At 67.5% G+C, this 13,292-nt stretch carries 12 protein-coding genes; 2 read left to right on the top strand and 10 right to left on the bottom strand.

Translation table 11 applies throughout. The features are described from left to right. Nucleotides 1–31: 31 nt before the first annotated feature. The 5 genes from CHB69_RS20790 to CHB69_RS09640 all read right to left on the bottom strand — a co-directional run bounded on the left by CHB69_RS20790 (nucleotide 32) and on the right by CHB69_RS09640 (nucleotide 3,243). A complete protein-coding gene (locus CHB69_RS20790) occupies nucleotides 32–751 on the bottom strand; it encodes a DUF1428 domain-containing protein (RefSeq protein WP_089215799.1) in 720 nt (239 codons plus the stop codon). 217 nt (nucleotides 752–968) lie between these two features. Next, nucleotides 969–1,637 carry a glutathione S-transferase family protein gene (locus CHB69_RS09655; RefSeq protein WP_089215798.1) on the bottom strand — a complete coding sequence of 223 codons (669 nt, stop codon included), beginning with the start codon at nucleotides 1,635–1,637 and terminating at the stop codon, nucleotides 969–971. Nucleotides 1,638–1,667: 30 nt separating this feature from the next. Beyond that, nucleotides 1,668–2,078, bottom strand: a complete 411-nt coding sequence (locus CHB69_RS09650; protein WP_089215797.1) for a DoxX family protein — start codon at nucleotides 2,076–2,078, stop codon at nucleotides 1,668–1,670. A 24-nt stretch (nucleotides 2,079–2,102) separates the two neighbouring features. Beyond that, on the bottom strand, nucleotides 2,103–2,543 hold the full coding sequence (locus tag CHB69_RS09645) for a VOC family protein (RefSeq protein WP_212541913.1): 441 nt from the start codon (nucleotides 2,541–2,543) through the stop codon (nucleotides 2,103–2,105). 28 nt (nucleotides 2,544–2,571) lie between these two features. Further along, nucleotides 2,572–3,243 (bottom strand): TetR/AcrR family transcriptional regulator, encoded by a 672-nt coding sequence (locus CHB69_RS09640; RefSeq protein ID WP_089215795.1) that lies wholly within the window; start codon nucleotides 3,241–3,243, stop codon nucleotides 2,572–2,574. Nucleotides 3,244–3,467: 224 nt separating this feature from the next. On the opposite strand from CHB69_RS09640, the gene CHB69_RS09635 reads away from it, so the two are divergent. Then, nucleotides 3,468–4,976: a YifB family Mg chelatase-like AAA ATPase gene (locus CHB69_RS09635; protein WP_089215794.1), complete on the top strand. Its 1,509-nt coding sequence runs from the start codon at nucleotides 3,468–3,470 to the stop codon at nucleotides 4,974–4,976. Between the two features lie 218 nt (nucleotides 4,977–5,194). Here the strand turns inward: CHB69_RS09635 and CHB69_RS09630 are convergent, their stop codons facing one another. Together CHB69_RS09630 and CHB69_RS09625 are read right to left on the bottom strand one after the other, a co-directional pair. Beyond that, a complete protein-coding gene (locus CHB69_RS09630) occupies nucleotides 5,195–5,599 on the bottom strand; it encodes a bactofilin family protein (protein ID WP_245836677.1) in 405 nt (134 codons plus the stop codon). A gap of 1 nt (nucleotide 5,600) precedes the next feature. After that, entirely contained in the window at nucleotides 5,601–6,806 is a 1,206-nt protein-coding gene (locus CHB69_RS09625; protein WP_089215792.1) for a M23 family metallopeptidase, read from the bottom strand. A gap of 236 nt (nucleotides 6,807–7,042) precedes the next feature. Here CHB69_RS09625 and CHB69_RS09620 point away from each other — a divergent pair, with 236 nt between their 5' ends. Further along, complete coding sequence (locus CHB69_RS09620; RefSeq protein ID WP_089215791.1) at nucleotides 7,043–8,437, top strand: methyltransferase family protein; 1,395 nt, start codon at nucleotides 7,043–7,045, stop codon at nucleotides 8,435–8,437. A gap of 45 nt (nucleotides 8,438–8,482) precedes the next feature. On the opposite strand, the gene CHB69_RS09615 is transcribed toward CHB69_RS09620, so the two are convergent. The 3 genes from CHB69_RS09615 to CHB69_RS09605 form a co-directional block, all read right to left on the bottom strand. After that, nucleotides 8,483–10,738, bottom strand: a complete 2,256-nt coding sequence (locus CHB69_RS09615; protein WP_089215790.1) for a TonB-dependent receptor — start codon at nucleotides 10,736–10,738, stop codon at nucleotides 8,483–8,485. A 155-nt stretch (nucleotides 10,739–10,893) separates the two neighbouring features. Continuing rightward, nucleotides 10,894–12,267, bottom strand: a complete 1,374-nt coding sequence (locus CHB69_RS09610) for a glutamate--cysteine ligase (protein ID WP_089215789.1) — start codon at nucleotides 12,265–12,267, stop codon at nucleotides 10,894–10,896. 55 nt (nucleotides 12,268–12,322) lie between these two features. Continuing rightward, on the bottom strand, nucleotides 12,323–13,105 hold the full coding sequence (locus CHB69_RS09605; RefSeq protein WP_089215788.1) for a 16S rRNA (uracil(1498)-N(3))-methyltransferase: 783 nt from the start codon (nucleotides 13,103–13,105) through the stop codon (nucleotides 12,323–12,325). Nucleotides 13,106–13,292: the final 187 nt, after the last annotated feature.

Here is a 13,292-nt window from a genome sequence, read left to right as displayed (position 1 = left end):
CCCTCCCCTGAAGGGAGGGGCAGCCTCAGCCTCAAGCATCCAGAATCGGAACAAAACCGCCATAGATCATACGCTTGCCGTCGAAGCTCTGATCATTGGGGTCATGCTTCATCCGCTCGTCGGCCATGGACTTCTCCCAACCCGCGACGCGTGCCTCCTTGCTCGGCCATTCGATCCAGCTGAACACGACGCTCTCGCCCGGTTCGGCGTGCGTCGCGCGCTTATAGTCGGTGACCTTGCCGTCGATCACATCGTCGCCCCAGCATTCGAGCACGCGCGTCGCGCCATGATCGAGGAAGACGAGCGCGGCCTTGTCGGCCATCTTGCGATATGTCTCCCGGTTGGCGTCGGGAACGGCAAGGACGAAGCCGTCGGTATAGCCCATCGCGCCGCCGAGGCCTTCCTCGACGAACGAATCGAACCCCGATACGATCATCCGCTGCCCGTCGAAGGGCATCGACGCGCCCATTTCCGCCATGCGCGGGTCGCTCATCATCTTCGCGTTCGCGGCGTCGCGCGTCGCCCGGTCGGGATATTCGAACCAGCTGAAGACGATCTCCTCGCCTTCCTTCGCCGCGACCGCGGTGCGGAAATCGTTGAGCTTGCCTTCGGGGACGTCGTCGCCCCACGCCTCGACGTGGCGGCGCACGCCGAATTCCTTGAACAAAGCCACCGCATCGGCGGCGTGCTTGCGATACGCGTCCTTGTTCGCGGCGGGCACCGCGAGGACAAATCCTTCGACATAGGTCATCGTCTCTCTCCTCATTTCCTTCCCCTCCTCTTCAGAGGAGGGGCAGCGAGACTTGCGGGGCTTGCCCGCTAGTCGCAGCGGGGTGGTGCTGGACGTCTTGCGCGCTGCCGCGCGCCACCACCGGCGTCGGGTGAACAGTCCCCCGGACTGTTCAGGTCGGTCCAGGGGACCGACCGACCCGACACCCCCCTCCTCTGAAGAGGAGGGGCTTCAATCGTCACGCCGCCACCGGCTCGTCGCTGAACGACGCCAGCTGCGCGGCGAGCGCGCGACCGAAGGCGGGCCGCGCCGTGCAGCGCTCCAGATAGGCGGCGAGCCGCGGCTGTTCGGCGATCAGGCCTGCCTCGACCGCTTCGCGCAGCACCGTCGCCATCGCGATGTCGGCGACGCTGAACTCGCCCGCCAGATAGGGATTGTCGCCGAGCGCATCGGCGAGCCGCGACAGCCGGCCACGAATATGTTCGATCAGCCCGGGGCGGCGCAGCTTCGCCCATTCCTCGCCGGCGGAAAATATGTCGACATTGCCGAGCTCGAACAGCATCGGCTCGACGCTGTTATAGGCGGCGAACAGCCAGCTCAGCACCGTCGCGCGCTCCTGCGGATCGCTCGGCAACAGCCGCTCGTCCTGTTCGGCGAGGTGGAGCAGGATCGCGCCGCTTTCGAACAATTGGATCTCGCCGTCGCGCAGCACGGGCACCTGGCCCCATGGCTGGTCGAGATAATGGTCGGCGGGGCGCTGCGTCGCGCTGATCAGCTTCTCGCAATAGTCGCGGCCCATTTCCTCGCACGCCCAGCGCGGCCGGAGGTCGCGGACGAAACCGCGTGCGAAATCGGGAACCCAGTCGAACGAGGTGATCTGGGTGGGGGCATCGGGATTGACGGACATGGATCCTCTCCTTGGATCGTGGGGGTGGAGTCAGTCTCGTGCAGGCGCCGGCAGGACTAGCAAGCGCAGCGCGGGCGAACGCAGCCACAGGCCCGCCCAAAGCATCAGCGCCAGATAGACGCCGAATAACGTATGACTGAACAGCGGGTTGCCGATGCGGACATGCGTCGCGACCGCGCCGCCGATCCACGCGGTCAGCAGGATCGCGCCGAGGAAGGCGGTGCGCGGCCAGGCATAAAGCGCGGTGCAGGCGAGCAGCAGCCAGCCGAGCCCCGCCCAGAAGCCGGGGTCGCCGGGCCAGCCGAGCTGCACCGCAGTCTCGCCGACGATTCCCAGCCGCGCAATCTTGATGCCCGCATCGAACAGCAGAAAGGCGATGACGAGGCCGCTCAGCACGCGGCCGGCGATCAGCGCCTTGGGGGAGGGGGTGGTCGTCGTCATCGCTACGTCTCCTTGGCCCGCGCGTCAGGCCGCGACTTCGGGCAGCGGCGCCTCGCCGCTTGCGACCGCGGGGTCCATCCAGAAGGGGCCCCAGACATGGCCGTCGGGGTCGAGGATGTCGCGGCCGTACATGAAGCCGTGATCCTGCACCGGATTGACGTCGGCGGTGCCGCCGGCGGCGGCCGCGGCTTCGACCATCGCATCGACCGCTTCCTTGCTTCCCAGCGCCAGCGCCAGCGACACCTCGCTCGACCCGCGATCGGCGATCGGCCGGTCGGTGAAGCTCTTCCACTTGTCGTGGGTCAGGATCATCACGAAGATCGTTTCGGACCAGACCATCGCGGCGGCGGTCTCGTCGGTGAAGCGCGGCTCGTTGGTGAAGCCGATCGCTTCGTAAAAGGCCTTCGACTTTTCGAGGTCGGCGACGGGCAGGTTCACGAAAATCATTCTGGGGGTATCGGACATGGGGAAATTCCTCTCTCGTCTCGGGGGATCAGCCTCTGCCGAACAGCATGAGGATGTAACGCTTCAGATGGGTGACGCTGTCGCGCGCGATTCCGGCGTCGTTCGCGGTCTTCGCCATGATGAACGCGCCCTGCAGCACCGCCTGGATATGGCGCGCGAGGCTCATCGCGCCGACGCCGTGGGCGATGCCGTGGCGCGCGATCGCCGCCTCGATGTCGGGGGTCAGCGCCTCGCAATAGGCGTTGATGCTCGCCTCGCACGCGGCGCGGATCGCGTCGTTGGTCGCATAGGCTTCCTGCACCATCGTCCCGACGAAGCAGGTGAAATCCTCGACCGGGCCTTCGAGCATGGCGAGGCGGAAGTCGATATGGCCGAGCAGCCGGTCGAGCGGGTCTTCGAGCCGGGTGTGCGGCGGCAGCTCGAACATCGGGCGCGCGCGTTCGGTCCAGCCCTCGGCCGCCGCGACCGCGAGCGCGTCCTTCGAATCGAAATGGTGGAAAAAGGCGCCCTTGGTGACGCCCGCCGCGGCGCAGATCTCGTCGACGCTCGTTGCGGCATAGCCCTTGCGGCGCACCGTCTGATGCGCGGCGGCGATCAGCTTGGCGCGCGCGCTGCCGCGCGGCGCCCGACGCGCGCTACCGCCGCCCGCCGGGGGGACTGCACGGGCGGCGGCGCTCGCGGGGGAGGGGTTTGAGCTCATGTCACGAGGCTCTTGAAGTCGAGGGGCGATTCGTCGTCATGCGACTCTACATACCAACCAGTCGGTATGTTGTCAATTGTGCAAGTCCGATTGCGCGCTGGGCGACCTTCGCGACTTTGCCGAAGCGCGGAAAAAGACTCGACCTCTCCGCCGCTTGCCCTACAAGGAGATGGGAACAAAGCGGGCACGCGGCCGAGCGGGCGCTCGCCGCAGGGGGGATTTCATTGGTCGCGATCGTATCCACCGTCGCCTATCTCGGGCTCGACGCGCGCGCGGTCGAGGTGCAGTGCCAGATCGCGCCGGGCGTCCCCGGCTTCGCGGTCGTCGGCCTTCCCGACAAGGCGGTCGCCGAAAGCCGCGAGCGCGTCCGCGCCGCGCTCTCGGCGATCGGTCTCGCGCTGCCGCCCAAGCGGATCACCGTCAACCTTTCGCCCGCCGATTTGCCCAAGGAAGGCTCGCACTACGACCTGCCGATCGCGCTCGCGCTGCTGGGTGCGATGGGGGTGGTCGATCCCGAAACGCTCGCGTCCTACGTGGTCGTCGGCGAACTCGGTCTCGACGGGCGCGTCGCGCCGTCGCCCGGCGTCCTCCTCGCCGCGCTCCACGCCGGGACCGTCGAGCGCGGGCTCGTCTGCCCGGTCGCGCAGGGGCCGGAGGCGGCATGGGCGGGCAATGTCGAGGTGCTCGCGGCGCCCGACCTGCTCGCGCTCCTCAATCATTTCAAGGGCACGGCGCTGCTCGCCGCGCCGCAGCCCGGCACCGTCGAAGAGCCGGTGCGCGCCGCCGATCTTGCGCAGGTGAAGGGGCAGGAAACCGCGAAGCGCGCGCTCGAAATCGCCGCCGCGGGCGGACATAATCTGCTGATGTCGGGGCCGCCGGGTGCGGGCAAGTCGCTGATGGCGGCGTGCCTTCCCGGCATCCTGCCCGAGCTGACGCCCGCCGAAGCGCTCGAAGTGTCGATGATCGCCTCGGTCGCCGGACATCTCGAGGGCGGGCGGCTCGTCCGCGCGCGCCCGTTCCGCGCGCCCCATCATTCGGCGTCGATGCCCGCGCTCGTCGGCGGCGGGCTGCGCGTGCGGCCGGGCGAGGTCAGCCTCGCGCATCTCGGCGTCCTCTTCCTCGACGAGCTTCCCGAATTCCAGCGCGGCGTGCTCGATTCGCTGCGCCAGCCGCTCGAAACGGGCGAGGTCAGCGTCGCGCGCGCCAATGCGCATGTCACCTTTCCGGCGCGGGTCCAGCTGATCGCGGCGATGAACCCCTGCCGCTGTGGCCACCTCGGCGACCCGGCGCTCGCGTGCAGCCGCGCGCCGCGCTGCGCCGCCGACTATCAGGCGAAGCTGTCGGGACCGCTGCTCGACCGCATCGACCTCCACGTCGAGGTCGAAGCGGTGAGCGCCGCCGACCTTGTCCTGCCGCCGCCCGCCGAAGGCAGCGCCGAAGTCGCGGCGCGCGTCGCCGCGGCGCGCGCGGTCCAGACCGAACGCTATGCGAGCCAAAAGGCGCGCACCAACACCGAAATCGACGGCGAACTGCTCGAAGCGGTCGCAACCCCCGACGAGCCCGGGCGCAAGCTGCTCGCGCAGGCGGCCGAGGCGATGCGCCTCTCGGCGCGCGGCTACACCCGCATCTTGCGCGTCGCGCGCACGATCGCCGACCTCGCCGGCGCCGAAGCCGTAGGGCGCATTCACATCGCCGAGGCGCTCAGTTACCGGCGGCAGGCGCCGCGGAATTGAAGGGGCGGGCAGCGGGCGAAGGTGGTCGTTCTTAAGCCCCTCCTCTTCAGAGGAGGGGTTTGGGGTGGTGGACGCCGGTGCAGGAGCACCACCCCGCTGCGACTAGCGAGCAAGCTCGCAAGTCTCGCTGCCCCTCCTCTGAAGAGGAGGGGTTGAGACAATGTCTCGAATCCACCCTGAAGTCGACACTTCGACAGAGGGCGTGAATCGCCGGCCGGTCAGATGCTCGCCGATGCGCTCTTATTCTCCACCACCTCGAGCGGTGGCGGGGCCTTGGCCATGCCGGGGGCGCCGGCGCGGCGGTGGGTCAGCTTGCCGTCGACCTTGCCGCCATTTTCGATCGTGATCGTTTCATAGACGACGTCGCCGGTGATCCGCGCGCTCGCGTGGACGATCAGCGTCTTCGCCTCGATCGACCCGTCGAGCAGTCCTGCGAGCTTCGCGGTGTCGGCAGCGACCGCGCCCTTGATTTCGCTCGCCTCGCCCTGGACGAGGTTCGCGCATTTGAGGTCGCCCTCGATCTTGCCGTCGACGTGCAGGTCGACGCTCGCGGCGACATTGCCGGTGATGACGACGTCCGATCCGATGATCGAAAAGGTCGTGTGACGCGCGCCGGTCGCCATCTTAGCGGGCACCTGCGCGGGCGGCTGCGGCGAGGGCGTGGACACGCTGTCGGGCGTCGGCTTTGACTTCGAGAACATCGGCTTTGGCCTCCAGGAAGCGGCGCGGGTTGACCGCGACGCCGTTCAAACGGACTTCGAAATGAAGATGGCTGCCGGTCGAACGGCCGGTCGAGCCCATCTTGGCGATCTGCTGACCCGCCGTCACCTGCGCGCCCACCTTGGCGGTGAAGCCCGACAGGTGGGCGTAGCGGGTCAGGATGCCCTGGCCGTGATCGACCTCGACGACATTGCCATAGCCCGAGCGGCGGCCGACGAACACGACCTTGCCCGGCGCGGCGGCGAGGATCGGCGTGCCGAGCGGTCCGGGGAAGTCGAGCCCCGAATGCATCGCGCTCTGCCCCGTGAAGGGATCGCGGCGATAGCCATAGCTCGACGAGAGCATCAGCACATGCGCGGGCTGACCCGAGGGGATGGCGACGAGGGTGCGTTCGAGCACCTCCATGCGGAAGAGCGCGCCTTCGAGCGCGGCGAAGCTCTTGCCGAGCGCGCTCGCGCGGCCGGTGCGCCCGCGCCACGGAATGAAGGGACCGCCCTGTCCGATGCTGGCCTTGCGGACGAGCGATTTGGGATCGAGCCCGAGTTCGGCGACCGCGGTTTCGGCCTTGGTCGCGCGGGCATCGACCGCGGCGAGCAGGCGCGCGGCGAGCGATTCCTGGCGCGCCTCGATGCGCGCGAGCGCCTGCGCCTCGGGGGGCAGGCGCGGGTCGATCGCGCTGGTTTCGACGGGCTTGGGGGCTTCGGCCGCGGCGGCGTCGGTTTTGGCGCCCTCGGGCAGCGCCTCGTTACCGAAATAGGTCTTCTGCCAATCCTCGAGCTGTGCCTGGCGCTCGTCGAGGTCGGCGGCGATTTCGGCGACGCGGTCGCGATATTTGGCGATGCGCGCTTCGGCGGCCTCTGCCGCGGCTTCCTTTTGCGCGACTTCGGCGCGCTCGCCGGCGGTGAGCAGCTGGTTGACGAACACCGATAGCGTGACGCCCGCCCACGCGAAGAGCACGAGCCCCGCGATCAGCGCGACGCGCTTTTGCCAGACAGCGCTGATGCGCAGGAAACGCACATGACCGTGCGTGCGGATAAAAATTTCATGGTCCTGAAACAGCGCATTGAAGCGCTGCCGCCAATGGCGCAGACCCGTCGATTGCGAAGACAAGCTACGACCCCGTCTCGTTGTTTTGTTGGAGCCCCTCCGCCCCGACTGGGAAGCGCACTTAACAGCGGTGTCAGTGAAGCGCGAATCCTGAAGGGGCGAGTCGGGGTGAGTCGAACCATGCACGCGATGAACGGTGGAACAGTGCCAGAATGGCGGCTTTTTGGCCGAAAAAGAGGTAGGCGAATCGGCCGATTATCATTGACGCCTTGCTTACCATTTTCGACTAGATCGACCGCGTGACGCATCCATCGACAGCCGCATCCCTTCCCGCCGCCGACGCCGATCCGGGGCGGCGCGCGCGGCCGCGTTCGGCGGTCAGCGCCGGGGTCGGCCTCGTCGGGCTGATCGGGCTTTTCGCTTATCTGCTGATCGCGCGCTACGCCCCCCAAATCGCCGGCGCGTTCGGTATCGACTGGGGCGGGCGCGGGCCGATGAGCGGGCCGGCCTCGGCGGTCGCGAGCGTGCTCGCCTGCGGCCTGCCAATGGTGCTGTGGTCGGTGTTCGTCGACAAGGTGCATCGCAATCCGTCCACCGGCATCGACTGGTCGCGGCGCCGGCCGTGGCGCGAAACACTCGACATCAGCTTCACCAAGCTCGCCGGCCTGTGGGCGACCTGGGCGCTGATCGCCTTCGCCTATTTCGTGATGCGCTATTATTGGCAGGGCCCCTATGCCTTTGCGATGAGCCTGCTCGCGCATGCGGCGCCGTGGCTGCTGCTCGCGTCGGTGCCCTATATGCTGTGGCTCGACCGGCGCATGATCGAGCCGCGCGACGGTTGCTACGCCTTCGGGCGCTGGCTGATCGCATCGGGGGCACCGGTCGATGCCCGCGCGATCGCGCACCATCTGCGCGCGTGGACGGTGAAGGGCTTCTTCACCGCCTTCATGCTGTCGATCGTGCCGGGGAATTTCTCCGCGCTCGTCGCGGTGCAAATGAGCGAGGTGCTCGCCAATCCCTATATGACCGGGCTGTGGACGATCAACCTGCTTTATCTGGTCGATGTCCACATCGCGACCGTCGGCTATATCCTGACCCTGAAGCCGCTCGACGCGCATATCCGCACCGCCAATCCCTATGGCATGGCGTGGGTCGCGGCGCTGATCTGCTATCCGCCCTTCATCCTGATGAACGGCGGCCCGCTCGACTATCAGGTGGGCGGCGCGGACTGGGGCTATTGGCTGCAGGGGCACGAGACGCTGATGACGATCTGGGGCATCGTGCTCGCCCTGCTGATCGCCGTCTATGCGTGGGCGACGATGGCGTTCGGCATCCGCTTTTCAAACCTGACGCACCGCGGCATCATCACCCACGGCCCCTATGCCCTCACGCGCCACCCCGCCTATATTGCGAAGAATCTGAGCTGGTGGGTCGGCTCGATGCCCTTTCTCGTGACAAGCGGAAGCTGGGTCGAGGCGCTGCGCAATATGGTGCTGCTCGGGCTCGTCAGCGGTGTCTATTACTGGCGCGCAAAGACCGAGGAGAAGCACCTCCTCGGCGACCCCGCCTATCAGGCCTATTGGAACTGGGCGCAGGCCAATGCACCCGTGCCGCGATTCTTCGCGAAGCTGACGGGGCGCACGGTGCCGCTGATCCGCCTTGAGCCCGATCCGCGCGTCGGGCCGGTGGCGTGAGGATTCCTGAAGCCCCTCCTCTGAAGAGGAGGGGCTTTTCATTCGTCAGAACTTCACGCCCGCCTCGACGCCCCAGATGCGGGGTTCGTTGACGTAGCTGGTCAGATTGTTGAAATCGATACCGCCGGTCGGCGAGGCGTCGCCGGTGATGTTGCGCACGAAGGCCGCGAAATCATAGCGATCGGTGCGATAGCCGACGCGCAGCCCGCCCTCGATCATCTCGTCGTCCGAAAATTCGACCGAGCGATAGAGGAAGAACTGCACCTTCGACCGGTAATACCAGTCGGTGAAGGCATAGAGGGCGCCATTGCCGACGGGAACTTCATAGCCCGCGGTCCAGTTGGCCGTGAACTTCGGCGACTGCGGCAGCTGGTTGCCGTCGATCGAATAGATGCCGGGGCTGCCCGCGCGCACCGGATCGAGCACCGTGCACGGCGTCGCCGAACCGCAGCCGGCGACGAAGGCATTGGGGTCGTCGATCTTGGCGACATTCCATGCGCCGCCGACGCTGAAGGTCAGCCCGCGCGCCGGCGCCGCCTGCAATTCGGCCTCGATCCCGTGACCCTTGGCATCGACGTTGAGCAGGCTCGCGACGTTCGACGTGCCGCCGACCGCGGTCAGCTGCAGATCCTTGGTGTCGAAATAATAGCCGGTGAGGTTGAAGCGCACGCGATCGTCGAGGAACGCGGTCTTGATGCCCGCTTCATACGACATCGTCTCTTCCTGATCGGCGGTCGAGATCGTCCGCGCGAAGGTCAGGCGGCCCTGCACCGACGGCGCGCGATAGCCGCGCGCGACGCGGGCATAGAGCGTCACATCGTTCGACGCTTCCCAGGTCGCGCTCGCGTCCCACGTCACCAGCTCGCCCTTGACCTTGGCCGCCTGCGGCGGGACCGGCGTGTTCGGATTGACGACGAAGTCGGGGCGCGTTTCGACCGGGCGCGACGCGACGAAATCGCGCGTGTCGTGGTTGTAGCGCGCGCCGGCCTGCAAGGTCAGGCCATTGTCGAACGCATAGTTGAGCGAGCCGAAGATGCCATAGGCTTCGCTCTCCTGGCGCTGGATCGCGATCGCCGACGGGGTCGCGTCGGTCGGGCCGCCGAATTCATAGCTCGAAATGTCGAGGTCTTCGTTGAAGTAGAAGACGCCGCCCTGATAGCCGAACCCGCCGTTATTGTTCGAGGCGACGCGGATTTCCTGCGTGAACTGGTCGAGGCTCGGGACATTGTCCTGGCTCTGCGCCTGGAAGGGGATGAGCCCCGGACCCGATTCGGGCAGGAAAACGGCGCCGAAGCCGCCGTCGATGTCGCCGCGGCTGCGGAAATTGCCGTTCCAGTAAGAGGTGATCGAATAGAGCGTGACGGGTCCGAAATCATATTCGAGGTTGAGCCCGGCGTTGTAGGTATTGAGCTTCTGGAAGTTGATTCCGTCCTGCCACACCTTGTCGCGCTCGAACTCGGTGCCGGCGCCGCCGAGGCCGACGAGATGGTTGCTGCCCGGAACCTGCGTGTTCGCCCGGAAGATGATCGCCGAGCCGTCATAGACGCGCACCTGACCGATCACGCGGCCGGTGAAGGGACCATTTTCATATTGCAGCTGGAGCCGCGCGGCGATGTCGTCATAGCCGCCGAGGTCGTCGCTCTTGGTCGTCGCGATATTGTCGACCCAGGCGTCGCGGTGCTGATAGAGGCCCGAGAGGCGGACCGAAAAGCCGCTGTCGTCGGCGGCGCCCGCCGCAACCTCGACCTGGCTCGTGCCATAGCGGCCATAGCTGACGCGCGCATAGCCGCCGGTCTTGCCGGGCTTGGCGGTGTCGAACTTGACGATGCCCGCCGGCGTGTTGCGGCCGAACAGCGTGCCCTGCGGCCCGCGCAGCACCTCGACGCGGTCGAGGTCGAAAATCGGGAAGCCCTTGAGGATCGGGTTTTCGAGCACGACGTCGTCATAGACGAGGCTGACCGGCTGCGACGCGTTGAGGTCGAAGTCGGTGTTGCCGAGGCCGCGGATATAGAAGCGCGGGAACGAGCGACCGTAGGAGCTTTCGATGTTGAGGCTGGGGACGCGGCCCGCGAGCGCGCGGATGTCGGCGCCGGTCGAGGTGATCGCGCCGAGCGTGTCGCCCGCGAGCACGCTGACCGCGATCGGCACGTCCTGCAGATTTTCCTCGCGGCGCTGCGCGGTGACGATGATGTCGCCGAGCCCGCCCGCTTCGGCGGCGGGCGCGTCCTGCGCGGCGGCGGGGGCGGCCCAGCCGGCGGCGAGGGCGAAGCTTATAGCAAGGGCGGAAGGAAGATGGCGCATGGCATATCCTTTGAAAAGCGAAGCGGTGAAGTTGAGAATATGCCCCGGCGTTGCCGCGCGCGCGCCGCGCGGTCAACGGCCGAGCGCACCGCCGCTGAGTTTCGTGACGACAGTGTTGCAGAATTGCTGCACCGCAGCGACTCGCCGAAACGGGCCTAGAAGCTCAATTCTTCATAAATATGAGAGAGATCGCCGCCCCACGGACCCTCGTAGCGGTCGAGCAGGTCGTGCGCCGGCGATTTGCCGCTCTTGGCGATCCGGCGCAGCGGTTCGAGAAAGCCGACCTCATTGTCGCCCATCGAATTGACCTCGCCGCGCGCCGCGAGGCCTGCGGCGGCGATGTCCAGCACCCGGTGTGCGAGATCGCCGACGCTGCCGCCGCCGGGCGCCGGGGCGCAGAGGCCGTCCCTGGGCACCGCGTCGCGCAGCGCCTGCTGTTCCGCGATGCTCCAGCCCTTGACCATATCCCACGCCGCATCGAGCGCGCTCTGGTCATAGAGCAGCCCGACCCACAGCGCGGGCAGCGCGCAGATGCGGTTCCACGGCCCGCCGTCGGCGCCGCGCATCTCGAGAAAGCTTTTGAGCCGCACCTCGGGAAAGGCGGTCGAGAGATGGTCGGTCCAGTCGGAAAGCCGCGGCAATTCGCCGGGAAGCGCGGGGAGTTCGCCGCGCAGAAAATCGCGGAAGTTCTGCCCCGCGGCGTCGATATATTTGCCGTCGCGGAAGACGAAATACATCGGCACGTCGAGCATATAATCGACGTAACGCTCATATCCGAAGCCGTCCTCGAACACGAAGGGCAGCATCCCCGTGCGCGCGGGGTCGGTGTCGGTCCAGATATGGCTGCGATAGGAAAGATAGCCGTTCGGCCTGCCCTCGGTGAAGGGCGAGGAGGCGAAGAGCGCGGTCGCGAGCGGCTGCAGGGCGAGGCTGACGCGAAATTTCTGCACCATGTCGGCTTCGGACGCATAGTCGAGGTTCGTCTGGATGGTGCAGGTGCGCAGCATCATGTCGAGCCCGAGCGAGCCGACGCGCGGCATATGGCGGAGCATGATTTCATAGCGCCCCTTGGGCATCACCGGCAGCTCGCCGCGCGTCTTGTCGGGCCACATGCCGAGGCCCAGAAAGCCGAGCCCGAGTTCGGCGCCGACCTCTTTCACCTGTTTCAGATGGCGCCCCGTCTCGGCGCAGGTCTGGTGCAGATTTTCAAGCGGCGCGCCCGACAGTTCGAGCTGGCCTGCGGGTTCGAGGCTGACCGTGCCGTCGCTGCCCGACAGCGCGATCACCTTGCCGCCCTCGATCACCGGTTCCCAACCGAAGCGGGTGAGCGCCATGAGCAGGTCGCGGATGCCGCCGGGCTCGTCGTAAGAGGGGGCGCGGTGGTCGCTCGTCCGATAGACGAACTTCTCGTGCTCGGTCCCGATGCGCCAGGCCTCGCGCGGTTTTTCCCCCTTGATCATGGGCGCCGCGAGCTGGTCGCGGCTTTCGATGATGGGATCGTTTTGATCCGAAACCGTTCGCGTGCTCATGGCGCCATTTAGGGAGCGGCGACGCGTCTGACCAGAGGGGGATTCGATCGCCGCTTCAAATGATGTCGGCCGCCCCGGCATCCGCGCCTTCGCCGGCCGCCCGCCAGTCGCCGTGCGCCGCCATCCACGCCGCCATCGCGGCGATCGCCGCGGTTTCGGCGCGCAGGATGCGCGGGCCGAGCGTCATGCGGCGGACGGCGGGCGCTTGCAGCAACAACTCGCGCTCGCGGGTCGTGAAGCCGCCCTCGGGTCCGGTCAGGATCGCCGCGGGCGCGGGCGCGTCGAGGCGCGCGAGCGGCGCGCCGCCCGCTTCGTCGGCGAACAGCAGCGCGCGGCCGGCGGGCCAATCCGCGAGCAGCGCGGGCAGCTTCACCGGATCGGCGAGTTCGGGGAGTGCGGTGCGCCCGCATTGCTCGCACGCCTCGACGATCTGCGCCTCGAGCCGTTCGCGCTTGACGCGCTCGACGATCGTGCGCTCGGTGATCACCGGTTGCAGGCGGCGGACGCCCAGCTCGGTCGCCTTTTCGATGATCCAGTCGAGCCGCGCCTTCTTGACGGGCGCGAAGCAGAGCCAGAGGTCGGGCACGGTTTCGCGGTCGCGCGTCTGACGCTCGACGCGCAGGGTCAGCGCGCGCTTGCTCGCGTCCGCGACGGTCGCCAGCCATTCGCCGCTGCGATCGTCGAAGAGCAACAGCGGATCGCCCGGCTTCATGCGCATCACGTTGAGCAGATAATGGGCGGCCGCGCCGTCGAGCGTCGGCGCGGCGTCGGGGCCGAGCGGCTGGTCGACGAACAGGCGGGGGGTGCTGGCGGGCGGCCAGGCGGGGGTGGCGGGCATGGCGGAGCGATAGCAGAAGGACGCCCGCGCGCCCATAGTTTCGCCGGTGCGGCCGAACCGTCCCGCTTTGGGCCGAATCCGGTGCGGCACGGCGACTATTGCCCTGCGGCGATTAGCCATTTGGTAAGCAGTTTGGCCTTAGGTGCATTGTGCCAGACGCGCATCTGAGTGGGCCGCGCGCCTGGTC

It is taken from the genome of Sphingopyxis indica (genome assembly GCF_900188185.1).
GTDB lineage: Bacteria > Pseudomonadota > Alphaproteobacteria > Sphingomonadales > Sphingomonadaceae > Sphingopyxis > Sphingopyxis indica.
This window is presented reverse-complemented; position numbering and strand designations above follow the sequence as displayed.

What these genes read in the sequence shown, in the direction of transcription:
- CHB69_RS20790 (WP_089215799.1), bottom strand. Translation starts at nt 751, where the DNA reads ATGACCTATGTCGAAGGATTTGTCCTCGCGGTGCCCGCCGCGAACAAG.
- CHB69_RS09655 (WP_089215798.1), bottom strand. Translation starts at nt 1,637, where the DNA reads ATGTCCGTCAATCCCGATGCCCCCACCCAGATCACCTCGTTCGACTGG.
- CHB69_RS09650 (WP_089215797.1), bottom strand. Translation starts at nt 2,078, where the DNA reads ATGACGACGACCACCCCCTCCCCCAAGGCGCTGATCGCCGGCCGCGTG.
- CHB69_RS09645 (WP_212541913.1), bottom strand. Translation starts at nt 2,543, where the DNA reads ATGTCCGATACCCCCAGAATGATTTTCGTGAACCTGCCCGTCGCCGAC.
- CHB69_RS09640 (WP_089215795.1), bottom strand. Translation starts at nt 3,243, where the DNA reads ATGAGCTCAAACCCCTCCCCCGCGAGCGCCGCCGCCCGTGCAGTCCCC.
- CHB69_RS09630 (WP_245836677.1), bottom strand. Translation starts at nt 5,599, where the DNA reads ATGGCGACCGGCGCGCGTCACACGACCTTTTCGATCATCGGATCGGAC.
- CHB69_RS09615 (WP_089215790.1), bottom strand. Translation starts at nt 10,738, where the DNA reads ATGCGCCATCTTCCTTCCGCCCTTGCTATAAGCTTCGCCCTCGCCGCC.
- CHB69_RS09610 (WP_089215789.1), bottom strand. Translation starts at nt 12,267, where the DNA reads ATGAGCACGCGAACGGTTTCGGATCAAAACGATCCCATCATCGAAAGC.
- CHB69_RS09605 (WP_089215788.1), bottom strand. Translation starts at nt 13,105, where the DNA reads ATGCCCGCCACCCCCGCCTGGCCGCCCGCCAGCACCCCCCGCCTGTTC.